Raw genomic sequence first — 21,050 nt, forward strand, 5'->3', positions numbered from 1 at the left:
AGAGGCGTTAGGGCCTTGGTCAGGGTTTGCGCGGCGGCAGCAGGCGCGGCAGGCGGGCTTCCAGGCGGCGCTTGAGTTCGGCCTCGATCTGCGGCACGAAATCGTCGATCACGTCCTGCAGGATCAGTTGCGCGGCGGCACGCAGTTCGCTGTCCAGGCGCTGCAGGTCGCGAGCGCTGTCTTGCAGGCGCGGCTCCAAGCTGGCGCGCAGCGTGGCGCTGCTGGCAGCGGCTGACGGGCCGCTGGGCGGCGGGGCGATATTGAAGGGCGGCGGCGGGCCGGGCGGCGCGCTGACGATATCGGAGAGCACTGGGATGCTGTCCGGGTCGAGCGAATCGATCAGCAGTGGCGGCTCGAGGCTTTCGTCGCCCAGCAGTTCGCGGATCGACTCGAGGTCGTTGAGCAGTTGGGTCGGCTTGTGCGGGGGCTTGTCCATGGGGCGACGCGCTTTACAGTTCTACGCGCTTGGGATCATACCCGCGCTGGCGATAGGTACGGAAATTCTCGCGACAGGCGTCGAGTAGATCCGGCTGCTGGTTGACGATCTCGATGATCCGCGCGAAGCGTTCGACATGCGGCGACAGGCTGCTGCCGAGGTTGATCAGCACGCCCTGCTCGAAGCCCGGCGCCTCGTCCAGGCCCAGGGTCACCGGCGACTGCGGCGCATCGCGGTGCAGGTCGTGGGGCACGAAGCGCTCGGCCTTGAACGCCCACAGCAACTGGTCCAGCGCCTCGCACTGCGCCGTGTCGCCGCCGCGGACGAACACCGGCAGGCCGGCGCTCCAGGCCTTCAGCGCCAGTTGGCAGGCGGCGCGCAGGCGGCCTTCGGCGTCGCTGGAGGAGAGGACGTAGAACTCGATACGCATGAGGGGCTCGGTGAACGCTATGGGTGGCTGGGGGCTTGAGTCGCCAATGTGCTCGGCGGCCTTGGCTTCAGGCCGCCGGGCGGAGCGCTGCGCGCTCCTCGTCGGGCTTCGCTGCGCTTAGCGTCAACCTACGCGCGATCCAGCAGGTACTGGGTCAGCAGCGGCACCGGGCGGCCGGTGGCGCCCTTGTCCTTGCCACCGCTGATCCAGGCGGTGCCGGCGATATCCAGGTGCGCCCAGTGATAGTTCTTGGCGAAGCGCGAGAGGAAGCAGCCGGCGGTGATGGTGCCGGCCTTGGGCCCGCCGATATTGGCGATGTCGGCGAAGGGGCTGTCCAGCTGCTCCTGGTATTCGTCGTACAGCGGCAGCTGCCAGGCGCGGTCGTCGGCCTGCTCGCCGGCCTTGAGGATCTGCTTGATCAGCGCGTCGTTGTTGCCCATCAGGCCGGAGACGTTGCTGCCCAGGGCGACGATGCAGGCGCCGGTGAGGGTGGCGATGTCGATCACCGCCTGCGGCTTGAAGCGCTCGGCGTAGGTCAGGGTGTCGCACAGCACCAGGCGGCCTTCGGCGTCGGTGTTGAGGATCTCCACGGTCTGCCCGCTCATGCTGGTGACGATATCGCCGGGGCGAGTGGCGCGGCCGCTGGGCATGTTCTCGGCGCAGGCCAGCAGGCACACCAGGTTGATCGGCAGTTGCAGCTCGAGCACCGCCTTGAGGGTGCCGAACACGCTGGCGGCGCCGCACATGTCGTACTTCATTTCGTCCATGCCGGCCGCCGGCTTGATGCTGATGCCGCCGGTGTCGAAGGTGATGCCCTTGCCGACCAGGGCGAAGGGTTTGTCGTCCTTCTTGCCGCCCTGGTAGTGCATGACGATCATCCGCGGCGGCTGCTCGCTGCCCTGGGCCACGGCGAGGAAGGCGCCGGCGCCGAGTTCCTTGAGCTTCTTCTCGTCGAGGATGTCCACCTTGAGGTTTTTGTGCGCCTTGCCCAAAGCCTTGGCCTCTTCGGCCAGGTAGCTGGGGTGGCAGAGGTTCGGCGGCAGGTTGCCGAGGTTCTTGGTCAGCGCCATGCCGCTGGCGATGGCGCGGGCGTGCTGCGCGCCGCGCTCGACCGCGGCCAGTTCGGCCTTGTCGGCGATCAGGGTGATCTTCTTCAGCGCGCGGGCATCGGCCTTCTGGCTCTTGAACTGCTCGAACAGGTAGTCGCCGTCGGCCAGGGTTTCCACGATCAGGCGCGCCTTGCCGTAGGCGTCGCGGCCCTTGACCTTGAGCTCGCCGAGGGCCAGCACGGCGTCGCTGCCGCCGAGGCCCTTGAGCACGCCCTGCAGGCTTGCAACCAATTTGCGCAACTGACGGTCGGATAGATCGCCCTTGCCGCTGCCCACCAGCAGCACACGCTCGGCCTTGAGTCCGGGCAGGCTGTGCAGCAGCAGGGTCTGGCCCGGCTTGCCGGCGATGTCGCCACGCTTGAGCACGGCGGAGAGGGCGCCGCCGCTGGCCGCGTCGACGGCCTTGGCGGCTTCGCCCAGCTTGCGGCCTTCGCCGATGGCCAGCACCAGGGTGGCGGTCTTCAGGGTTTCCGGGCGGGTGCTTTTGACGAGGAATTCCATATGAGCTGTCCCCAAGACAAAGAGTCGGGTTTGGCGGATAATGCCCGCTATTTTTTCGAGGGCCCGCCGCAAGGCGGGCCGGCAAAGGTGCGGCTAGTGTGAGCGTTCGCGCCCGAGCCTGACAACCCTGGAGCGTCCGGTTTGATCGTCTTCCGTTATCTGTCCCGCGAAGTGCTGGTAACCCTCAGTGCGGTGAGCGCCGTGCTGCTGGTGATCATCATGAGCGGCCGTTTCATCAAGTACCTGGCGCAGGCCGCGCAGGGGGCGCTGGACCCCGGCGTGCTGTTTCTGATCATGGGGTACCGGATTCCCGGCTTCCTCCAGCTGATCCTGCCGTTGGGCCTGTTCCTCGGTTTCCTCCTGGCCTATGGCCGTCTCTATCTCGACAGCGAAATGACCGTGCTCTCGGCCACCGGCGTCAGCCAGCAACGGCTGACCGCCTACAGCATGGCGCCGGCGCTGATCGTCGCCCTGCTGGCCGGCTGGTTGAGCATGGGCCTGGCGCCGCAGGGGGTGGCCGAGGTGTCGCGCATTCTCAACGAACAGGATGCCCTGACCGAGCTGGACACCCTGGTACCGGGGCGCTTCCAGTCGATGAAGGACGGCTCGCGGGTGACCTATTCGCAGGAGCTGTCGGCCGACCGCAGCGAGTTGCGCGGGGTGTTCATGTCGGAGAAGCGCTTCTCCGCCGACGGTCGATCCGAACGCGGCATCACCGTGCTGGTGGCCGAGAGCGGGCGCCAGGAAATCCAGGCCGACGGCAGTCGCTACCTGATCCTGGAGAACGGCTACCGCTACGACGGCGAGCCGGGCGAAGCCGATTACCGCGCCATCCAGTACGACACCTACGGCGTGCTGCTGCCCAAGCCGGAGGTGGCCATCGAGGCCAGCGAGCGCGAGGCGATGCCGACCCGCGAGCTGCTGGGCAGCGATGATCCGCGCCTGCAGGCCGAACTGCAGTGGCGCCTGTCGATTCCGCTGCTGGTGTTCGTGGTCACCCTGCTGGCGGTACCGCTGTCGAAGGTCAACCCGCGCCAGGGGCGCTTCCTCAAGCTGTTGCCGGCAATCTTCCTGTATATGGCCTATCTGGGTCTGCTGATCGCGGCCCGCGGCGCGCTGGACAAGGGCAAGCTGCCGCCCGGGCTGGGGCTGTGGTGGGTGCATGGCATCTTCCTGGCGATCGGTGTGCTGCTGCTGTACTGGGAACAATTGAGCCTGTGGTGGGCCGGCCGCCGCGCTGCGGCAGTGGAGGTGGCCCATGGCTAAGCTGGATAGGTACATCGGCACCCAGGTGTTCCTGGCCATTCTCGCGGTGCTGGGCATCATCCTCGGCCTGGCCCTGCTGTTCGCCTTCATCGACGAGCTGGGCGACCTCAACAAGGGCGACTACGGCGTCGGCCAGGCGCTCTGGTACGTGCTGCTGACCGCGCCGCGGCGTGCCTACGAGATGCTGCCGATGGCGGCGCTGATCGGCTGCCTGATCGGCCTCGGCAGCCTGGCCAGCAACAGCGAACTGACCATCATGCGCGCCGCCGGGGTGTCCATCGGCCGCATCGTCTGGGCCGTGATGAAGCCCATGCTGGTGCTGATGCTGGCCGGCATTCTGGTCGGCGAGTACGTCGCGCCGCTGACCGAGAACCAGGCCCAGGCCGACCGCGCCCTGGCCCAGGGCGGCGGCGCCGCGCAGAGCTCCAAGCGCGGCATGTGGCACCGTCAGGGGCAGGAGTACGTGCATATCAACGCCGTGCAACCCAATGGCCTGCTGCTCGGGGTGACCCGCTACCGCTTCGACGACGAACGGCGCATGCAGTCCGCCAGCTTTGCACGGCGCGCCGAGCACCGCGGCGATCACTGGGTGTTGCGCAATGTGCAGACCACCCACTTCCGCGAAGGCGCCACCGAGGTGGTCAAGAGTCCCGAGGAGCGCTGGGACATCGAATTGAGCCCGCAACTGCTCAGCACCGTGGTGATGGAGCCAGAGTCGCTGTCGGTCAGCGGCCTGTGGCAGTACATCCACTACCTGGGCGAGCAGGGCCTGAACAACGCCCGCTACTGGCTGGCGTTCTGGAGCAAGGTGCTGCAGCCGCTGGTGACCGGCGCGCTGGTGTTGATGGCGATTTCCTTCATCTTCGGCCCGCTGCGCTCGGTGACCCTGGGGCAGCGGGTGTTCACCGGCGTGCTGGTGGGCTTCGTGTTCCGCATCGCCCAGGACCTGCTCGGGCCGTCCAGTCTGGTGTTCGGCTTCTCGCCGCTGCTGGCGGTGCTGGTGCCGGCGGGGATCTGCGCGCTGGCCGGGGTGTGGCTGCTGAGGCGTGCGGGCTGAGCTGCGCGTGCGCATGAAAAAGCCGGCTATCAGAGCCGGCTTTTTTCTGCCTGCGCCGCGCTACTTCTTGTGGATATTCTTCGGCAGCTGCACCACGCGGCTGTCGGAGTAAATGTCGTGCCAGGTGCGGCCCTGTTTGTCCCACAGCATCCAGAGAAAACCGAGGCCGGCGAACAGCCAGGAGCCGATGGCGACCACGAAGCGCAGCAGCGCCTGCCACAGGTCGATGGCGCTGCCGTCGGCGTTCTGGATGCGCAGGCCCCAGGCCTGCATGCCTAGGGTCTGGCCGTTGTGGGTCCAGAACTTGGCGAAGAAGGCGAACAGGCTGAGCAGCACCAGGCTGGCCAGGATCGGGTCGTTGTCCAGGGCGCCGGCTTCGGCCATGGCCAGCAGGGTCTCGCTGCCGTGGATCAGGCGCAGGATGCCCTGCTGATAGATCAGGGTGACCACCATGATCAGCGCGACGCAGAGCAGGAAGTCGTAGAAAATCGCCGCCAGGCGACGGATCAGGCCGGCAGTGGGGAAGTCCCCCTGCGGGCGCAGCTGGTGTCTCGGCATGATGGGCTCGCTGTGACGATAGGGCGCGCCATTCTAACCGCGACTTTTCCACAGGCATAAAAAAACCCCCGATGCAGCATCAGGGGTTCTTCAAAGCAGCGGCGATCAGCCCAGGATCTGAACCTGGTCGGCCTGCATGCCTTTTTGACCTTGCACAGCGACGAAGCTGACTTTCTGACCTTCTTTCAGGCTCTTGAAACCATTGCCTTCGATCGCGCGGAAGTGCACGAACAGATCCGGACCGCTCTCGGGAGTGATAAAACCAAAACCTTTCTCGTCGTTAAACCACTTGACGGTACCGTTCTGACGATTCGACATGTCTTTTTCCTTGAAACTAGAGTTGATGACAGCCTCTAACTATAGAGGGCTGAGACTGGTTGCAAGGAGTAATAGAAGTCGAGCGGGATGTAGCGGATCTTGATGATCTACTGCACCAGGTCACGATTCACAGCGACCCATGCAAACAGTGCAATCACTCTACGCTAACTTTTGCGCAATTGCCAACCCCCGCCGGCGCGGCTGTTGGCCAGGTTTTACGGGGCTCGCCGAGGGGCTGGGAAAGTGCAGTTGCAGCACTTGTGCGGTACGGCGCGAAGTCCCTGGCGCGGGTATGAAAAAGCCCGCAAGACCAAGGTCTTGCGGGCTCTAAGCTGGTGCCCCGGGGGAGACTCGAACTCCCACTCCTTTCGAAAACGGATTTTGAATCCGCCGCGTCTACCGATTCCGCCACCGGGGCACGATGGCGGCGCAGTATAGGGATGCCTCAGAGTCCGGTCAATCGGCGTGCGTGGCCAGTTTGGGGGAATTCCGGTAAGCTTTGCCGCCCTGCAGAATTGCCCCCTCCGATCATGCGTGTTGCCGATTTCCACTTCGATCTTCCCGAGTCGTTGATCGCCCGTCATCCCCTGGCCGAACGTCGGGCCAGCCGTCTGCTGCAACTGGACGGGCCCAGCGGCGAACTGCGCCACGGCCAGTTCACCGACCTGCTCGGCCATCTGCGCGCCGGCGATCTGATGGTGTTCAACAATACCCGGGTGATTCCGGCGCGGTTGTTCGGCCAGAAGGCCTCCGGCGGCAAGCTCGAGGTGCTGGTGGAGCGGGTGCTGGATCAGCACCGCGTGCTGGCGCACGTGCGTTCCAGCAAATCGCCCAAGCCCGGTTCGCAGATTTTCGTCGATGGTGGCGGCGAGGCCGAGATGGTCGCGCGTCACGACGCCCTGTTCGAGCTGCGCTTTACCGAGCCGGTGCTGCCGTTGCTCGAACGCGTCGGTCATATGCCGCTGCCGCCTTATATAGACAGGCCGGACGACGAGGCCGACCGCGAGCGCTACCAGACCGTCTACGCCGAGAAGGCCGGTGCGGTGGCGGCGCCCACCGCCGGGTTGCATTTCGACGACGAGCTGCTGGCGGCGATCCGCGCCAAGGGCGTGGACACCGCCTTCGTCACCCTGCACGTCGGTGCCGGCACCTTCCAGCCGGTGCGTGTCGAGCGCATCGAAGACCACCATATGCACAGCGAATGGCTAGAGGTCGGTCAGGACGTGGTCGACGCCGTGGCCGCCTGCCGGGCGCGCGGCGGTCGGGTGATTGCGGTGGGCACCACCAGCGTGCGCTCGCTGGAGACGGCGGCGCGCGATGGCGAGCTGAAAGCCTTCAGCGGCGACACCGACATCTTCATCTACCCGGGCCGCCCGTTCCATGTGGTCGATGCCCTGGTGACCAATTTCCATTTGCCCGAGTCGACCCTGCTGATGCTGGTGTCGGCCTTCGCCGGCTACGCCGAGACCATGGCCGCCTACCGCGCGGCCGTGGCGCAGGGCTATCGCTTCTTCAGTTACGGTGATGCCATGTTCATCACCCGCAATCCCGCCGCGCGCGGGCCCGAGGTTTGAGTATGTCGCGCACCTGTCGCATGTCCTTCGAGTTGCTCGCTACCGACGGCAAGGCCCGTCGAGGCCGGCTGACCTTCCCCCGTGGCGTGGTCGAGACCCCGGCCTTCATGCCGGTGGGCACCTACGGCACGGTCAAGGGCATGCTGCCGCGCGACGTCGAGGATATCGGCGCGCAGATCATCCTCGGCAACACCTTCCACCTGTGGCTGCGCCCGGGCATGGAAGTGATCAAGAAGCACGGCGACCTGCACGACTTCATGCAGTGGCAGGGGCCGATCCTCACCGACTCCGGCGGTTTTCAGGTGTTCAGCCTGGGCGCGATGCGCAAGATCAAGGAGGAGGGCGTGTACTTCGCCTCGCCGGTTGATGGCGCCAAGGTGTTCATGGGCCCGGAAGAGTCGATGCAGGTACAGCGCGACCTGGGCTCGGACATCGTGATGATCTTCGACGAATGCACGCCGTACCCGGCCGAGTTCGACGTGGCCAAGCGCTCCATGGAGCTGTCGCTGCGTTGGGCCAAGCGTTCCAAGACCGCGCATGGCGAGAGCACGGCGGCGCTGTTCGGCATCGTCCAGGGCGGCATGCACGAAGAGTTGCGCATGCGCTCGCTGGAAGGGCTGTGCGAGATCGGCTTCGACGGCCTGGCCATCGGCGGTCTGTCGGTGGGCGAGCCGAAGGAGGAGATGATCCGCGTACTGGACTTCCTGCCGCCGCAGATGCCGGCCGACAAGCCGCGCTACCTGATGGGCGTGGGCAAGCCGGAAGACCTGGTGGAGGGCGTGCGCCGCGGGGTGGACATGTTCGACTGCGTGATGCCGACGCGCAACGCACGCAACGGCCACCTGTTCGTCGATAGCGGCGTGGTGAAGATCCGCAATGCCGTGCACAAGCACGACGACTCGCCGCTGGATCCGAGCTGCGACTGTTACACCTGCAAACACTTCTCCCGCGCCTACCTGCATCACCTGGACAAGTGCGGCGAAATGCTCGGTAGCATGCTCAATACCATCCATAACTTGCGGCATTATCAGCGGGTTATGGCTGGTTTGCGCGAGGCTATCGGACAGGGTACATTGGCCGCCTTTGTCGAAAGCTTCTATGCCAAGCGCGGCCTGCCCGTGCCGCCGCTGGACTGATTCCCGAACGATTCAACATCCTTTCCATTAGGAGTGATACATGAGCTTTTTCATCCCCGCCGCCTACGCTGACACCGCTCCGGCTGCCGGCCCTGCCGGTAGCGGCTTCGAGTGGGTGTTCCTGATCGGCTTTCTGGTCATCTTCTACCTGATGATCTGGCGTCCCCAGGCCAAGCGCGCCAAGGAGCACAAGAACCTGCTCGGCAGCCTGCAGAAGGGCGACGAGGTGGTGACCAGCGGCGGTATCGCCGGCAAGGTGACCAAGGTGGCCGACGATTTCGTGGTGATCGAGGTTTCCGACAGCGTCGAGCTGAAGTTCCAGAAGCAGGCCATCGCCGCCACCCTGCCCAAGGGCACGCTGAAAGCCATCTGATTCGGTTGTTAGTTTTCCACTCGACGGGGCGCTTTTAGCGCCCCGCGTCATAAGCGGGCGGCTCGTTCATGCTCAATAAATACCCTCTGTGGAAGTACCTGCTGATTCTGGCCGTATTGGCCGTCGGCCTGGTGTACTCCATCCCCAATCTCTATCCGGACGATCCGGCCGTGCAGATCAGCGGCGCCAGCTCGGCGCTGAGCATCGAGCAGGCCGATCTCGATCGTGCCGGCAAGGCGCTGCAGGATGCCGGCATCGCGGTCAAGGACATCGGCCTCGACGAACGCGGCCGCACTGGCCTGATCCGTCTGACCAAGCAGGATGACCAGCTGCCGGCCAAGGACGTGGTCCGCCGCGCCCTCGGCGACGACTACGTGGTGGCGCTGAACCTGGCGCAGACCACCCCCGACTGGCTGCGCAGCCTCGGCGCCAGCCCGATGAAATTGGGCCTGGACCTGTCCGGCGGCGTGCACTTCCTGCTGGAAGTCGACATGGACAAGGCGCTGGATGTACGGCGCAAGGTCTACGAAGGCGAGATCAAGAGCCTGCTGCGCAAGGATCGCATTCGCTACCGCAGCATGCCGGAACAGGACGGTCGCATTCAGCTCGGCTTCGCCGACAGCGATGCGCTGGAGCAGGCTCAGCGCCTGATCCGCAAGGACTTCAACGATTTCGAGATCACCACCGTCGAGCGCGGTGGTCAGCAGGTGCTGCAACTCGGCCTGACCGCGGCGAAGATCGCCGAGATTCGCGAGTACTCGATCAAGCAGAACCTCACCACAGTGCGCAACCGGGTCAACGAACTCGGCGTGGCCGAGCCGCTGGTGCAGCGTCAGGGTGCCAACCGTATCGTGGTCGAGCTGCCGGGCGTGCAGGACACCGCCGAAGCCAAGCGCATCCTCGGCAAGACCGCCAACCTGGAATTCCGCCTGCAGGCCGATTTCGACGCGCCGCGCGGCGCCACCGAAACCTTCGGTTTCCGCGAGGAAGGCCGGCCGCCGGTGCAGCTCGAGCGCGAGCTGATCATCACCGGCGACCAGGTCACCGACGCCCAGGCCAGCTTCGACGAGAACGGCCGGCCGCAGGTCAATATCCGTCTCGACGGCCACGGCGGCGACCTGATGAACCGTGCCACGCGCAACAACGTGGGGCGCAGCATGGCGGTGATCTTCATCGAGCAGAAGCCGGTGACCCGCTACGTGCGTCAGGTGGTCGACGGTGTCGAGCAGGAAGTGGCCGTATCGTCCTTCGTCGAGGAGAAGAAGATCATCAGCCTGGCGACCATCCAGTCGCCTTTGGGCAGCCAGTTCCGCATCACCGGCCTCAACGGCCAGGGCGAATCCTCCGAGCTGGCTCTGCTGCTGCGTGCCGGCGGCCTGGCGGCGCCGATGTACTTCGCCGAGGAGCGCACCATCGGTCCGAGCCTGGGTGCCGAGAACATCGCCAAGGGCATCGAATCCACCGAGTGGGCGATGATCTTCGTGGCGCTGTTCATCATCGCCATCTACCGCTTCTTCGGGGTGCTGGCGACCGTCGCGCTGGCGTTCAACCTGGTGTTGCTGGTCGGTCTGATGTCGGCCATCGGCGCCACCCTGACCCTGCCGGGCATCGCCGGTATCGTGCTGACCCTGGGCATGGCGGTGGACGCCAACGTGCTGATCTTCTCGCGTATCCGCGAGGAACTGGCCAATGGCCTGCCCGTGCAGCGCGCCATCCACGAGGGTTTCGACCGCGCCTTCTCGGCAATTCTCGACAGTAACCTGACCACCCTGCTGGTCGGCGGCATCCTGTTCGCCATGGGCACCGGCCCGGTCAAGGGCTTCGCGGTGACCATGTCGCTGGGCATCGTCACTTCGATGTTCACCGCCATCATGTTCACCCGTGGCCTGGTCAACCTGATCTTCGGTGGCCGTAACTTCAAGAAGCTGTGGATCTAGCCATGATCAAGTCAACCATTCGTTTCATGGCGGTGCGCAACATCGCCTTTACCATGACCCTGGTGCTCACCCTGGTCGGGCTCGGGGCGCTGTTCGCCAAGGGTCTGAACTTCGGTCTGGATTTCACCGGCGGTACCCTGATCGAGCTGCAATACGAGCAGCCGGCCGACCTCGAGCTGATCAAACGCGAGCTGGGCCAGGCCGGTTACGCCGACGCCGTGGTGCAGAACTTCGGCGCCAGCACCGATGTGCTGGTGCGCCTGGCGGGCGATGACCCCGACCTGGGCAACCGGGTGGCCGAGGCCCTGCGCAAGGTCGACAGCACCACCGAGTTCGAGGTCAAGCGGGTCGAGTTCGTCGGTCCGCAGGTGGGTGAGGAACTGCGCGACCAGGGCGGCATCGCCATGCTCCTGGCGCTGGGCGGCATCCTGCTGTACCTGGCGTTTCGCTTCCAGTGGAAATTCGGCGTCGGCGCCATCGCCTCCCTGGTGCACGACGTGGTGATCACCCTTGGCGTGCTGGCGTTCTTCCAGATTCCCTTCGACCTGACCGTGCTGGCGGCGGTACTGGCGATGATCGGTTACTCGCTGAACGACACCATCATCATCTACGACCGCATCCGCGAGAACTTCCGCATGCTGCGCAAGGCGTCGCTGGTCGAGAACATCGACATCTCGATCACCCAGACCCTGCTGCGCACCATCGCCACCTCGTTGTCCACCGCGCTGGCCCTGCTGGCGCTGCTGTTCTTCGGCGGCGACGTGCTGGCGGCCTTCGCCCTGACCCTGCTGGTCGGCGTGGTGGTGGGTACCTACTCGTCGGTGTACATCGGCGCCGTGGTGCTGATCTGGTTGAAACTGAGCGTCGAGGATCTGATTCCGCCGGCCGTCGAAGCCGAGGCCGACGACGGGCGCCCCTGAGGCTGTGACCTGCTTCATGTAATGCGCACGCGGGCCGCGACAGGGCGAACTTGTCGCGGCCTTCTGCTGTCCTAGGCAAGGAGAAAGGCGCGAGTCGCCGAGCCTAGGAGAGAATCATGAACAAGTCGATGTTGATCGGTACCGTGCTGGGCGCTGTCGGCGTTACCGCTGGCGGCGCGGTTGCCACTTACAGCCTGGTCGATCGCGGCCCGCAGTATGCCGAAGTGCTGGCGGTGACCCCGGTCAAGGAAACCATCAAGACGCCGCGCGAGGTGTGCAAGGACGTCACCGTCACCCGTCAGGCGCCGGTCAAGGATCAGCACCAGATCGCCGGCACCGCCATCGGCGCCATCGCCGGCGGTCTGCTGGGCAATCAGGTCGGCGGCGGCACCGGCAAGAAGATCGCCACCGTGGCCGGTGCGGTCGGCGGCGGCTACGCCGGCAACAAGATCCAGGAGGGCATGCAGGCGCGCGACACCTACACCACCACCGAAACCCGCTGCAACACCGTGACCGACACCAGCGAGAAGCTGGTGGGGTACGACGTCAAGTATCAGCTGGGCGAGCAGGTCGGCACCGTGCGCATGGACCGCGATCCGGGCGCTCAGATTCCGGTTAACAAGCAGGGCGAGCTGGTGCTGGTGCAGCAGGCGCAATAATCGCCGTTCATAAAAAAACGCCCCTCGGGGCGTTTTTTTATTGTCGGGCGACTGGTGTTCAGCGCTTCATCGACGGTGCTAGGTGCGGCTGGATGGCGGTCAGCACGGCCTTGAAGCACTTGGTGTTGCCGGCGACGATCTGGCCCTTCTCGAGGAATTCGTGGCCGCCGCTGAAGTCGCTGACCAGGCCGCCTGCTTCCTGAATCAGCAGGGCGCCGGCGGCCATGTCCCACTCGGACAGGCCGAACTCCCAGAACGCGTCGTAGCGACCGGCGGCGACGTAGGCCAGGTCCAGGCTGGCGGCGCCGGCGCGGCGCAGGCCGGCGGTCTGGCCGACCAGGCTGCGGAACATGTTCAGGTAGTTGTCCAGGTGATCGAGCTGGCCGTCGCGGAACGGGAAGCCGGTGCCGAGCAGGGCGCCGTCCAGGCTCTTGCGGTTGCTCACGCGCAGGCGGCGGCCATTGAGGGCGGCGCCGCGGCCGCGGCTGGCGGTGAATTCTTCCTGGCGCACCGGGTCGAGCACGATGGCGTGCTCCAGGCGGCCGCGGTACTTGCAGGCGATGCTGATGGCGAAGTGCGGCACGCCGCGGATGAAGTTGGTGGTGCCGTCCAGCGGGTCGATGATCCACTGGTAGTCGGCGCCTTCGCCGCTGCCTTCCAGTGCACCGCCTTCCTCGCCGAGGAAGCTGTGGGTCGGGTAGGCCTTGCGAATGGCCTGGACGATCATCAGTTCGGCGGCGCGATCGACCTCGGTGACGTAATCCTTGGCATCCTTCTCGTCGACCGAGATGACGTCCAGGCGCTCGATGGAGCGAAAGATCATTTCACCGGCGCTGCGAGCGGCGCGCAGGGCGATATTCAGCATGGGCTGCATGGAAGGTTCACCTGGGGCGTTAAAGAAAGCCGGCCATGTTAGCAGAAAAGTCCGGCGGATGCAGTGCCGTCTGTACGCCGCATGGCATTAATCCGAGGGCTTGGGTAAGATCGTTGCCCCCTTGTCGTCTCTGAGAGTGCCTGCGTTGCTGGACAATATTCGCGTGGTTTTGGTCAACACCAGTCATCCGGGCAATATCGGCGGCGCGGCGCGGGCGATGAAGAACATGGGCCTGTCGCGTCTGGTGCTGGTAGATCCCGAGGATTTTCCCAGCGGCGAGGCGGTGGCGCGCGCCTCCGGCGCCACGGATATCCTCGATGCGGCGCTGGTGGTCGGCACGCTGGAGGAGGCGCTGGTCGGCTGCAGCCTGGTGATCGGCACCAGTGCGCGGGATCGGCGCATTCCCTGGCCGCTGCTCGATCCGCGCGAGTGCGGGGTGACCAGTTGTGAGCAGGCTGCCTCCGGCGGCGAGGTGGCGTTGGTGTTCGGTCGCGAGTACGCCGGGCTGACCAACGAGGAGCTGCAGCGCTGCCAGTACCACGTGCATATCCCGTCCAATCCCGAGTTCAGTTCGCTGAACCTGGCGGCGGCGGTGCAGGTGCTGGCCTACGAAGTGCGCATGGCCTGGCTGGCGGCGCAGAATCTGCCGACCAAGGTGGAGAAGCTGGAAACCACTGCCATGCTCAATTCCCAGGCGGCTACGGCGGATGAGCTGGAGTCCTTCTACGGCCACCTGCAGCGGGTGCTGGTGATGATCGGTTTCCTCGATCCGCTGAAGCCGCGGCACCTGATGACCCGTCTGCGTCGCCTGTATGGGCGCAGTGCGGTGAGCAAATTGGAAATGAATATCCTGCGCGGCATTCTCACTGAGACCGAGAAGGCCGTGCGCGGTGAGCCTCACAAGCAGGGGAAGTCCGATGTTTGAGCGCATGCGAGAAGATATCCAGAGCGTGTTTCACCGCGATCCGGCGGCGCGCAACGCCTTCGAGGTGGTCACCTGCTACCCGGGTCTGCATGCGGTCTGGCTGCATCGCGTTGCCCACGCCCTGTGGCGCTCGGGCTGGAAGTGGCTGGCGCGGGTGGTGTCCAACTTCGGCCGCTGGCTGACCGGTATCGAGATTCATCCGGGGGCGAAGATCGGTCGGCGTTTCTTCATCGACCACGGCATGGGCATCGTCATCGGCGAGACCGCCGAGATCGGCAACGACGTCACGCTCTATCAGGGTGTGACCCTGGGCGGCACTAGCTGGAACAAGGGTAAGCGCCACCCGACCCTGGAGGACGGCGTGGTGGTCGGCGCCGGGGCCAAGGTGCTCGGTCCGTTCACTGTCGGCGCCGGTGCCAAGATCGGCTCCAATGCCGTGGTGACCAAGGAAGTACCGGCCGGCGCCACCGCGGTGGGGATTCCCGGCAAGATCATCGTCAAGTCCGACGACGAGCAGGAGGCCAAGCGTCAGGCGATGGCCGAGAAGATCGGCTTCGATGCCTATGGCGTCGGTCAGGACATGCCGGACCCGGTGGCGCGCGCCATCGGCCAGTTGCTCGATCACCTGCATGCGGTCGACGGCCGTCTGGAGGGCATGTGCAAGGCGCTCACCGCCCTGGGTAGCGACTATTGCGCCAAGGACCTGCCGGTGCTGCGCGACGAGGACTTCGCCGAGGTGTGCAAGGACCAGCAGCAGGGCGACAAGCCGGCGGCCTGATGCGCGGCGAGGCGGTCTTTGCTATGATGCCGCCTCTTTTCGCGCTCAATCCCGAGTAAATCAATAGGTCTTATAGTTGACTTAAATACTCGGGAATCGCATACTTCGCCGCAATTCAGTGATTCGTGGTAGAGCCATGCGACTGACCACCAAAGGCCGTTACGCCGTTACCGCCATGCTCGATCTGGCGTTGCACGCGCAGCACGGTCCCGTATCCCTGGCCGATATTTCCGAGCGGCAAGGTATCTCCCTGTCCTACCTGGAGCAACTGTTCGCCAAGCTGCGGCGCGGCAATCTGGTGTCCAGTGTGCGCGGGCCGGGCGGTGGCTATCAGCTGTCGCGCGATATGCGCGGCATCCAGGTGGCCCAGGTGATCGATGCGGTCAACGAGTCGGTGGATGCCACCCGTTGCCAGGGGCAGGGCGATTGCCATGCCGGCGACACCTGCCTGACCCATCATCTGTGGTGCGACCTCAGTCAGCAGATTCACGAGTTCCTCAGTGGCATCAGCCTGGCCGATCTGGTCGCGCGCCGCGAGGTGCAGGAAGTCGCGCTGCGCCAGGATCAGCGGCGCTGTACTGGCAGGACCGTGCCACACCTGGACAAGATTGAAGCGTCCGCCGTCGAATGAGCAGGGCGTTTGCCTGATAGGAGAAGCCTGATGAAATTGCCGATTTACCTCGATTACTCCGCTACCACCCCGGTCGATCCGCGTGTGGCGCAGAAGATGAGCGAGTGCCTGCTGGTCGATGGTAACTTCGGCAACCCGGCTTCGCGTTCCCACGTGTTCGGCTGGAAGGCCGAAGAGGCGGTGGAAAACGCTCGCCGCCAGGTCGCCGAACTGGTGGGTGCCGACCCGCGCGAGATCGTCTGGACCAGCGGCGCGACCGAGTCCGACAACCTCGCCATCAAGGGCGTGGCGCACTTCTACGCCAGCAAGGGCAAGCACATCGTCACCTCGAAGATCGAGCACAAGGCGGTGCTGGACACCACCCGCCAGCTCGAACGCGAAGGTTTCGAGGTCACCTACCTGGAGCCCGGCGAAGACGGCCTGATCACCCCGGCCATGGTCGAGGCCGCGCTGCGCGACGACACCACGCTGGTGTCGGTGATGCATGTCAACAACGAGATCGGCACCATCAACGACATCGCCGCCATCGGCGAGCTGACCCGCTCGCGCGGCGTGCTGTTGCATGTCGATGCGGCGCAGTCCACCGGCAAGGTGGAGATCGACCTGGACAAGCTCAAGGTCGACCTGATGTCCTTCTCCGCGCACAAGACCTACGGCCCGAAAGGCGTCGGCGCCCTCTACGTACGGCGCAAGCCGCGTGTGCGCCTGGAGGCCCAGACCCACGGCGGCGGCCACGAGCGCGGCATGCGCTCCGGCACCTTGGCCACCCACCAGTGCGTCGGCATGGGCGAGGCCTTCCGTATCGCCAAGGAAGAAATGGCTGCGGAAAACCAGCGCGTCAAAGCCCTGCGCGATCGTTTCTACCGCCAGCTCGAAGGCATGGAAGAGCTGTACGTCAACGGCAGCCTGACCCAGCGCGTGCCGCACAACCTCAACCTGAGTTTCAACTACGTCGAGGGCGAGTCGCTGATCATGGCGCTCAAGGACCTCGCCGTGTCGTCCGGTTCCGCCTGCACCTCGGCTTCCCTGGAGCCGTCCTACGTGCTGCGCGCCCTGGGCCGCAATGACGAACTGGCGCACAGCTCGATCCGCTTCACCTTCGGCCGCTTCACCACCGAAGAGGAAGTCGACTACGCCGCCGCCAAGGTGCGCGAGGCGGTGGATAAGCTGCGCGAACTGTCGCCCCTGTGGGATATGTTCAAAGAAGGTGTCGACCTTTCCTCCGTGGAATGGGCAGCACACTGATAGCTGCCCGAAGAGCGGCACCTGATGAGAGAGGAATAGCACCATGGCTTACAGTGACAAGGTCATTGACCACTACGAGAACCCGCGCAATGTCGGCAAACTGAATGCCGAAGACCCGGACGTCGGCACCGGCATGGTCGGTGCGCCGGCCTGCGGCGACGTGATGCGCCTGCAGATCAAGGTCAACGAGAGCGGCGTGATCGAAGACGCCAAGTTCAAGACCTATGGCTGCGGTTCGGCCATCGCTTCCAGCTCCCTCGCCACCGAGTGGATGAAGGGCAAGACCCTGGACGAGGCCGAGAGCATCAAGAATACCCAGCTGGCTGAGGAACTGGCGTTGCCGCCGGTGAAGATACACTGCTCGGTGCTCGCCGAGGACGCCATCAAGGCGGCCGTGCGCGATTACAAGCAGAAGAAAGGCTTGCTCTAAAGACGAGGTTTGCAATGGCCATCACCATGTCTGAAGCGGCGGCTCGCCACGTGCAGCGTTCCCTCGATGGGCGCGGCAAGGGCGAGGGCATTCGCCTCGGTGTGCGCACCACCGGTTGTTCGGGTCTGGCCTACGTGCTCGAGTTCGTCGACGAGCTGGCGGCCGAGGACCAGGTGTTCGAGAGTCACGGCGTCAAGGTGATCATCGACCCCAAGAGCCTGGTGTACCTCGACGGCACCGAGCTGGACTTCGTCAAGGAAGGCCTCAACGAGGGCTTCAAGTTCAATAACCCCAACGTGCGCGGCGAATGCGGCTGCGGCGAGAGCTTCAACGTCTGAGGCTATCGCGTGGGTACTCCTTGTCATTTCGCCCTGTTCGAGCTGCAGCCGAGTTTTCGTCTCGATCTTGAGCAATTGGCCGCGCGCTATCGCGAGCTGGCGCGCCAGGTTCACCCGGATCGTTTCGCCGACGCCGGCGAGCGCGAGCAGCGCCTGGCGCTGGAGCGCTCGGCCAGCCTCAACGAGGCCTACCAGGTGCTGAAGACGCCGTCGCGGCGTGCGCGCTACCTGCTGGCCCTGAGTGGCCCCGAGCTGCCGCTGGAGGTGACGGTGCAGGATCCGGACTTCCTCCTGCAGCAGATGCAGTTGCGCGAGGAGCTGGAGGAGCTGCAGGACGACGCCGACCTGGCTGGCGTGGCCGCCTTCAAGCGCCGCCTCAAGGGCGCGCAGGAGCAACTCAACGACAGCTTCGCCGCCTGCTGGGACGATGACGCCCGGCGCGAGGAGGCCGAGCGCCTGATGCGCCGCATGCAGTTCCTCGACAAGCTCTCCCATGAAGTGCGCCAGTTAGAAGAGCGCCTCGACGATTAACCCGTGGGTTGCCCCGGCAGCCTGCCTGATGATTTCAAGAAGACCATGGCCTTATTGCAGATCGCCGAGCCAGGGCAGAGCCCGCAACCCCATCAGCGTAGGCTGGCGGTGGGTATCGACCTGGGCACCACCAATTCTCTGGTCGCCGCCGTGCGCAGCGGCCTGGCCGAGCCCATCGCCGATGCCGCGGGCAAGGTCATCCTGCCGTCGGCCGTGCGTTATCACGAAGGCAGCGTCGAGGTTGGCGAGTCGGCCAAGCTGGCGGCCGCCCGCGACCCGCTCAATACCGTGCTGTCGGTCAAGCGCCTGATGGGCCGCGGGATCGCCGATGTGCATCAGCTCGGCGAGCAGATGCCTTATCGCTTCGCGGTCGGCGAGTCGCATATGCCCTTTATCGAGACGGTGCAGGGCGCCAAGAGCCCCGTCGAAGTCTCCGCGGAAATCCTCAAGACGCTGCGCCTGCGCGCCGAGCAGGCCCTGGACGGCGAGCTGGTCGGGGCGGTGATCACCGTGCCGGCCTATTTCGACGATGCCCAGCGTCAGGCCACCAAGGACGCCGCGCGCCTGGCCGGCCTCAACGTATTGCGCCTGCTCAACGAGCCGACCGCCGCCGCCGTGGCCTACGGCCTGGATCAGAAGGCCGAGGGCGTGGTGGCGATCTACGACCTGGGTGGCGGTACCTTCGACATTTCCATCCTGCGCCTGACCGGCGGCGTGTTCGAGGTGCTGGCCACCGGCGGCGACAGCGCCCTGGGCGGTGACGATTTCGATCACGCCGTGGCGGACTGGATCATCGGCCAGGCCGGCTTGTCCAGCGACCTCGACCCGGCGACCCAGCGCAGCCTGCTGCAAACCGCCTGCGCGGCCAAGGAAGGGCTGACCGCCGCCGACAGCGTCGAGCTGGCCCATGGCGATTGGCGCGGCACGCTGTCGCGCGCGCAGTTCGAGGCGCTGATCGAGCCGATGCTGGCACGCAGCCTCAAGGCCTGCCGCCGCGCCGTGCGCGACTCCGGCGTCGAGCTGGAGGAGGTCAGTGCGGTGGTCATGGTCGGCGGCTCCACCCGGGTGCCCAGGGTACGCGAAGCGGTCGGCGAGCTGTTCGGCCGCACGCCGCTGACCAACATCGACCCGGATCAGGTGGTGGCCATCGGTGCCGCGATCCAGGCCGACACATTGGCCGGCAATCATCGCGGCGACGGCGAAGAGCTGCTGCTGCTCGACGTGATCCCGCTGTCGCTCGGCCTGGAAACCATGGGCGGGCTGATGGAGAAGCTGATTCCGCGCAACACCACCATTCCGGTGGCGCGCGCGCAGGACTTCACCACCTACAAGGATGGCCAGACGGCCATGATGATCCACGTGCTGCAGGGCGAGCGCGAACTGATCGCCGACTGCCGCTCCCTGGCGCGCTTCGAGCTGCGCGGCATCCCGCCGATGGTGGCCGGCGCGGCGAAGATTCGTGTGACCTTCCAGGTCGATGCCGACGGTCTGCTCAGCGTCGCCGCCCGCGAGCTGGGTTCCGGGGTGGAGGCGAGCATTCAGGTCAAGCCGTCCTACGGCCTGACCGATGGCGAGATCGCGCGCATGCTGCAGGACTCCTTCCAGAACGCCGGCGACGACAAGGCCGCCCGCGCCCTGCGCGAGCTGCAGGTCGACGCCCAGCGCCTGATCGAGGCGGTCGAGGCGGCGCTGCAGGCCGATGGCGAGCGTTTGCTCGATGCCGAGGAGCGTGAGGTCATCGAATTGCAGGTGCAGGAGCTGCGCGAGCTGCTCGCCAGCAATGACGGCCCGGCCATCGAGCGGCAGAGCAAGCGTCTGTCGCAGGTGACCGACGCCTTCGCCGCTCGGCGCCTGGATTCGACGGTAAAAACCGCGCTGGCCGGGCGCAATCTGAACGAGATCGAGGACTAAACTGATGCCGCAGGTCATTTTTCTGCCCCATGAGCGGTTCTGCCCGGATGGCATGGTGGTCGAGGCGGAGCCCGGCGTTTCCATCCTGGAGTTGGCGCACCAGCACCATATCGAGATGGAGAGCGCCTGCGGCGGCGTGTGTGCCTGCACCACCTGCCATTGCATCGTGCGCGAGGGCTTCGATTCGCTGAACGAGGCCGACGAGCTGGAAGAGGATTACCTGGACAAGGCCTGGGGGCTGGAGGCGCAGTCGCGTCTGGCCTGTCAGGCGCGAGTCGGCGAGGAAGACCTCACCATCGAGATTCCCAAGTATTCGCTCAATCACGCGGCCGAAGCGCCGCATTGATCAGGAAAACAGCATGAGTCTGAAGTGGACCGATGTGCTGGAAATCGCCATCCAGCTCAGTGAACGCAAGGCGGATGTCGACCCGCGCTACGTGAATTTCGTCGATCTGCATCGTTGGGTGCTGGAGTTGCCGGATTTCGCCGACGACCCGCAGCGCGGCGGCGAGAAGGTGCTCGAAGCCATTCAGGCGGCCTGGATCGAAGAACTCGACTGAAACAGGCGCTCATGGCGCCCGCCCTACGCTTTTAACCGGAACCCGCGTATAATTCGCGGGTTTAATTTTTCGCTTTAACCCTAAGTTTCTGGAGCTTCACATGGCCGTTCAACGTACTTTCTCCATCATCAAGCCTGACGCCGTCGCTAAGAACGTCATCGGTGAAATCACCACCCGTTTCGAAAAGGCCGGCCTGCGCGTCGTCGCGTCGAAGATGGTGCAGCTGTCCGAGCGCGAGGCCGCTGGCTTCTACGCCGAGCACAGCGAGCGCGGCTTCTTCAAGGACCTGGTTGCCTTCATGACCTCCGGTCCGGTCATCGTGCAGGTGCTGGAAGGCGAGAACGCCGTTGCCAAGAACCGCGAGCTGATGGGCGCCACCAACCCGAAGGAAGCCGCTGCCGGCACCATCCGCGCCGACTTCGCCGTGTCCATCGACGAGAACGCCGTACACGGTTCCGACTCCGAGGCTTCGGCTGCGCGCGAGATCGCCTACTTCTTCTCCGCCACCGAGCTGTGCGCGCGCATTCGCTGATCACGGCGAAAGATGCGAGGG

The 21,050-nt window shown here is 65.2% G+C and carries 25 protein-coding genes and 1 tRNA gene; 19 read left to right on the forward strand and 7 right to left on the reverse strand.

All coding sequences use genetic code 11. From position 1 onward, the window contains the following. Positions 1-19: 19 nt before the first annotated feature. The 3 genes from AC1G9C_RS05440 to AC1G9C_RS05450 form a co-directional block, all read right to left on the reverse strand. Positions 20-436, reverse strand: a complete 417-nt coding sequence (locus AC1G9C_RS05440) for a DNA polymerase III subunit chi (protein WP_480409644.1) — start codon at positions 434-436, stop codon at positions 20-22. Between the two features lie 13 nt (positions 437-449). Next, entirely contained in the window at positions 450-866 is a 417-nt protein-coding gene (locus AC1G9C_RS05445) for a DNA polymerase III subunit chi (protein ID WP_480409645.1), read from the reverse strand. A gap of 128 nt (positions 867-994) precedes the next feature. Further along, the gene (locus AC1G9C_RS05450) at positions 995-2,476 is read right to left on the reverse strand and encodes a leucyl aminopeptidase (protein ID WP_480409646.1); all 1,482 of its coding nucleotides are present in this window, start codon (positions 2,474-2,476) and stop codon (positions 995-997) included. Between the two features lie 141 nt (positions 2,477-2,617). Between AC1G9C_RS05450 and lptF the strand changes: the two genes are divergently transcribed. After that, positions 2,618-3,742 carry an LPS export ABC transporter permease LptF gene (gene lptF, locus AC1G9C_RS05455; RefSeq protein ID WP_021442064.1) on the forward strand — a complete coding sequence of 375 codons (1,125 nt, stop codon included), beginning with the start codon at positions 2,618-2,620 and terminating at the stop codon, positions 3,740-3,742. Further along, entirely contained in the window at positions 3,735-4,799 is a 1,065-nt protein-coding gene (gene lptG, locus AC1G9C_RS05460; RefSeq protein ID WP_021442063.1) for an LPS export ABC transporter permease LptG, read from the forward strand. Before lptF ends, lptG begins: the two co-directional genes overlap by 8 nt. 60 nt (positions 4,800-4,859) lie before the next feature. On the opposite strand, the gene AC1G9C_RS05465 is transcribed toward lptG, so the two are convergent. The 3 genes from AC1G9C_RS05465 to AC1G9C_RS05475 form a co-directional block, all read right to left on the reverse strand. Then, positions 4,860-5,357 carry an RDD family protein gene (locus AC1G9C_RS05465; protein ID WP_397498561.1) on the reverse strand — a complete coding sequence of 166 codons (498 nt, stop codon included), beginning with the start codon at positions 5,355-5,357 and terminating at the stop codon, positions 4,860-4,862. A gap of 105 nt (positions 5,358-5,462) precedes the next feature. Continuing rightward, positions 5,463-5,675 (reverse strand): cold-shock protein, encoded by a 213-nt coding sequence (locus tag AC1G9C_RS05470; RefSeq protein WP_003298189.1) that lies wholly within the window; start codon positions 5,673-5,675, stop codon positions 5,463-5,465. 333 nt (positions 5,676-6,008) lie between these two features. Beyond that, positions 6,009-6,093, reverse strand: a tRNA-Leu gene (locus AC1G9C_RS05475). A 112-nt stretch (positions 6,094-6,205) separates the two neighbouring features. On the opposite strand from AC1G9C_RS05475, the gene queA reads away from it, so the two are divergent. The 6 genes from queA to AC1G9C_RS05505 all read left to right on the forward strand — a co-directional run bounded on the left by queA (position 6,206) and on the right by AC1G9C_RS05505 (position 12,274). Then, positions 6,206-7,249, forward strand: a complete 1,044-nt coding sequence (gene queA, locus AC1G9C_RS05480; protein WP_480409647.1) for a tRNA preQ1(34) S-adenosylmethionine ribosyltransferase-isomerase QueA — start codon at positions 6,206-6,208, stop codon at positions 7,247-7,249. A gap of 20 nt (positions 7,250-7,269) precedes the next feature. Beyond that, positions 7,270-8,385: a tRNA guanosine(34) transglycosylase Tgt gene (gene tgt / locus AC1G9C_RS05485; RefSeq protein ID WP_397498609.1), complete on the forward strand. Its 1,116-nt coding sequence runs from the start codon at positions 7,270-7,272 to the stop codon at positions 8,383-8,385. Positions 8,386-8,425: 40 nt separating this feature from the next. Next, positions 8,426-8,758: a preprotein translocase subunit YajC gene (yajC, locus tag AC1G9C_RS05490; RefSeq protein WP_021442770.1), complete on the forward strand. Its 333-nt coding sequence runs from the start codon at positions 8,426-8,428 to the stop codon at positions 8,756-8,758. 68 nt (positions 8,759-8,826) lie between these two features. Then, positions 8,827-10,695 carry a protein translocase subunit SecD gene (gene secD / locus AC1G9C_RS05495; protein ID WP_480409648.1) on the forward strand — a complete coding sequence of 623 codons (1,869 nt, stop codon included), beginning with the start codon at positions 8,827-8,829 and terminating at the stop codon, positions 10,693-10,695. Positions 10,696-10,697: 2 nt separating this feature from the next. Further along, positions 10,698-11,615, forward strand: a complete 918-nt coding sequence (gene secF / locus AC1G9C_RS05500) for a protein translocase subunit SecF (RefSeq protein WP_480409649.1) — start codon at positions 10,698-10,700, stop codon at positions 11,613-11,615. Between the two features lie 116 nt (positions 11,616-11,731). Further along, the gene (locus AC1G9C_RS05505) at positions 11,732-12,274 is read left to right on the forward strand and encodes a glycine zipper 2TM domain-containing protein (RefSeq protein ID WP_480409650.1); all 543 of its coding nucleotides are present in this window, start codon (positions 11,732-11,734) and stop codon (positions 12,272-12,274) included. Between the two features lie 58 nt (positions 12,275-12,332). Here AC1G9C_RS05505 and suhB read toward each other — a convergent pair whose 3' ends face one another. After that, the gene (gene suhB, locus AC1G9C_RS05510; RefSeq protein WP_480409651.1) at positions 12,333-13,148 is read right to left on the reverse strand and encodes a type III secretion system regulator SuhB; all 816 of its coding nucleotides are present in this window, start codon (positions 13,146-13,148) and stop codon (positions 12,333-12,335) included. A gap of 145 nt (positions 13,149-13,293) precedes the next feature. Here suhB and trmJ point away from each other — a divergent pair, with 145 nt between their 5' ends. The 11 genes from trmJ (at position 13,294) to ndk (ending at position 21,029) form a co-directional block, all read left to right on the forward strand. After that, the gene (gene trmJ / locus AC1G9C_RS05515; RefSeq protein ID WP_480410389.1) at positions 13,294-14,073 is read left to right on the forward strand and encodes a tRNA (cytosine(32)/uridine(32)-2'-O)-methyltransferase TrmJ; all 780 of its coding nucleotides are present in this window, start codon (positions 13,294-13,296) and stop codon (positions 14,071-14,073) included. Further along, the gene (gene cysE, locus AC1G9C_RS05520) at positions 14,066-14,851 is read left to right on the forward strand and encodes a serine O-acetyltransferase (protein WP_021442764.1); all 786 of its coding nucleotides are present in this window, start codon (positions 14,066-14,068) and stop codon (positions 14,849-14,851) included. Before trmJ ends, cysE begins: the two co-directional genes overlap by 8 nt. Positions 14,852-14,987: 136 nt before the next feature. Beyond that, a complete protein-coding gene (gene iscR / locus AC1G9C_RS05525; protein WP_122108835.1) occupies positions 14,988-15,482 on the forward strand; it encodes a Fe-S cluster assembly transcriptional regulator IscR in 495 nt (164 codons plus the stop codon). A gap of 30 nt (positions 15,483-15,512) precedes the next feature. Further along, positions 15,513-16,727 (forward strand): IscS subfamily cysteine desulfurase, encoded by a 1,215-nt coding sequence (locus tag AC1G9C_RS05530; protein ID WP_122108834.1) that lies wholly within the window; start codon positions 15,513-15,515, stop codon positions 16,725-16,727. 43 nt (positions 16,728-16,770) lie between these two features. Then, positions 16,771-17,157 (forward strand): Fe-S cluster assembly scaffold IscU, encoded by a 387-nt coding sequence (gene iscU / locus AC1G9C_RS05535; RefSeq protein ID WP_003246233.1) that lies wholly within the window; start codon positions 16,771-16,773, stop codon positions 17,155-17,157. Positions 17,158-17,171: 14 nt separating this feature from the next. Further along, positions 17,172-17,495 carry an iron-sulfur cluster assembly protein IscA gene (gene iscA / locus AC1G9C_RS05540; protein WP_021442761.1) on the forward strand — a complete coding sequence of 108 codons (324 nt, stop codon included), beginning with the start codon at positions 17,172-17,174 and terminating at the stop codon, positions 17,493-17,495. Positions 17,496-17,504: 9 nt separating this feature from the next. Then, a complete protein-coding gene (gene hscB, locus AC1G9C_RS05545; protein ID WP_457787826.1) occupies positions 17,505-18,026 on the forward strand; it encodes a co-chaperone HscB in 522 nt (173 codons plus the stop codon). 45 nt (positions 18,027-18,071) lie between these two features. Then, on the forward strand, positions 18,072-19,937 hold the full coding sequence (hscA, locus tag AC1G9C_RS05550; protein ID WP_480409652.1) for a Fe-S protein assembly chaperone HscA: 1,866 nt from the start codon (positions 18,072-18,074) through the stop codon (positions 19,935-19,937). 4 nt (positions 19,938-19,941) lie between these two features. Continuing rightward, positions 19,942-20,283, forward strand: a complete 342-nt coding sequence (fdx, locus tag AC1G9C_RS05555; protein WP_021442758.1) for an ISC system 2Fe-2S type ferredoxin — start codon at positions 19,942-19,944, stop codon at positions 20,281-20,283. Between the two features lie 13 nt (positions 20,284-20,296). Continuing rightward, the gene (gene iscX / locus AC1G9C_RS05560; protein WP_021442757.1) at positions 20,297-20,497 is read left to right on the forward strand and encodes a Fe-S cluster assembly protein IscX; all 201 of its coding nucleotides are present in this window, start codon (positions 20,297-20,299) and stop codon (positions 20,495-20,497) included. Positions 20,498-20,597: 100 nt separating this feature from the next. Further along, on the forward strand, positions 20,598-21,029 hold the full coding sequence (gene ndk, locus AC1G9C_RS05565) for a nucleoside-diphosphate kinase (RefSeq protein WP_017675177.1): 432 nt from the start codon (positions 20,598-20,600) through the stop codon (positions 21,027-21,029). The last annotated feature ends 21 nt before the right edge of the window (positions 21,030-21,050 follow it).

This window comes from Pseudomonas sp. ABa2 (assembly GCF_056676075.1).

Excerpts from the sequence above, each read along its gene's own strand:
- AC1G9C_RS05440 (WP_480409644.1), bottom strand. The coding sequence starts at position 436 with ATGGACAAGCCCCCGCACAAGCCGACCCAACTGCTCAACGACCTCGAG.
- AC1G9C_RS05445 (WP_480409645.1), bottom strand. The coding sequence starts at position 866 with ATGCGTATCGAGTTCTACGTCCTCTCCTCCAGCGACGCCGAAGGCCGC.
- AC1G9C_RS05450 (WP_480409646.1), bottom strand. The coding sequence starts at position 2,476 with ATGGAATTCCTCGTCAAAAGCACCCGCCCGGAAACCCTGAAGACCGCC.
- lptG (WP_021442063.1), top strand. The coding sequence starts at position 3,735 with ATGGCTAAGCTGGATAGGTACATCGGCACCCAGGTGTTCCTGGCCATT.
- AC1G9C_RS05465 (WP_397498561.1), bottom strand. The coding sequence starts at position 5,357 with ATGCCGAGACACCAGCTGCGCCCGCAGGGGGACTTCCCCACTGCCGGC.
- AC1G9C_RS05470 (WP_003298189.1), bottom strand. The coding sequence starts at position 5,675 with ATGTCGAATCGTCAGAACGGTACCGTCAAGTGGTTTAACGACGAGAAA.
- queA (WP_480409647.1), top strand. The coding sequence starts at position 6,206 with ATGCGTGTTGCCGATTTCCACTTCGATCTTCCCGAGTCGTTGATCGCC.
- tgt (WP_397498609.1), top strand. The coding sequence starts at position 7,270 with ATGTCCTTCGAGTTGCTCGCTACCGACGGCAAGGCCCGTCGAGGCCGG.
- yajC (WP_021442770.1), top strand. The coding sequence starts at position 8,426 with ATGAGCTTTTTCATCCCCGCCGCCTACGCTGACACCGCTCCGGCTGCC.
- secD (WP_480409648.1), top strand. The coding sequence starts at position 8,827 with ATGCTCAATAAATACCCTCTGTGGAAGTACCTGCTGATTCTGGCCGTA.
- secF (WP_480409649.1), top strand. The coding sequence starts at position 10,698 with ATGATCAAGTCAACCATTCGTTTCATGGCGGTGCGCAACATCGCCTTT.
- AC1G9C_RS05505 (WP_480409650.1), top strand. The coding sequence starts at position 11,732 with ATGAACAAGTCGATGTTGATCGGTACCGTGCTGGGCGCTGTCGGCGTT.
- suhB (WP_480409651.1), bottom strand. The coding sequence starts at position 13,148 with ATGCAGCCCATGCTGAATATCGCCCTGCGCGCCGCTCGCAGCGCCGGT.
- cysE (WP_021442764.1), top strand. The coding sequence starts at position 14,066 with ATGTTTGAGCGCATGCGAGAAGATATCCAGAGCGTGTTTCACCGCGAT.
- iscR (WP_122108835.1), top strand. The coding sequence starts at position 14,988 with ATGCGACTGACCACCAAAGGCCGTTACGCCGTTACCGCCATGCTCGAT.
- AC1G9C_RS05530 (WP_122108834.1), top strand. The coding sequence starts at position 15,513 with ATGAAATTGCCGATTTACCTCGATTACTCCGCTACCACCCCGGTCGAT.
- iscU (WP_003246233.1), top strand. The coding sequence starts at position 16,771 with ATGGCTTACAGTGACAAGGTCATTGACCACTACGAGAACCCGCGCAAT.
- iscA (WP_021442761.1), top strand. The coding sequence starts at position 17,172 with ATGGCCATCACCATGTCTGAAGCGGCGGCTCGCCACGTGCAGCGTTCC.
- hscA (WP_480409652.1), top strand. The coding sequence starts at position 18,072 with ATGGCCTTATTGCAGATCGCCGAGCCAGGGCAGAGCCCGCAACCCCAT.
- fdx (WP_021442758.1), top strand. The coding sequence starts at position 19,942 with ATGCCGCAGGTCATTTTTCTGCCCCATGAGCGGTTCTGCCCGGATGGC.
- iscX (WP_021442757.1), top strand. The coding sequence starts at position 20,297 with ATGAGTCTGAAGTGGACCGATGTGCTGGAAATCGCCATCCAGCTCAGT.
- ndk (WP_017675177.1), top strand. The coding sequence starts at position 20,598 with ATGGCCGTTCAACGTACTTTCTCCATCATCAAGCCTGACGCCGTCGCT.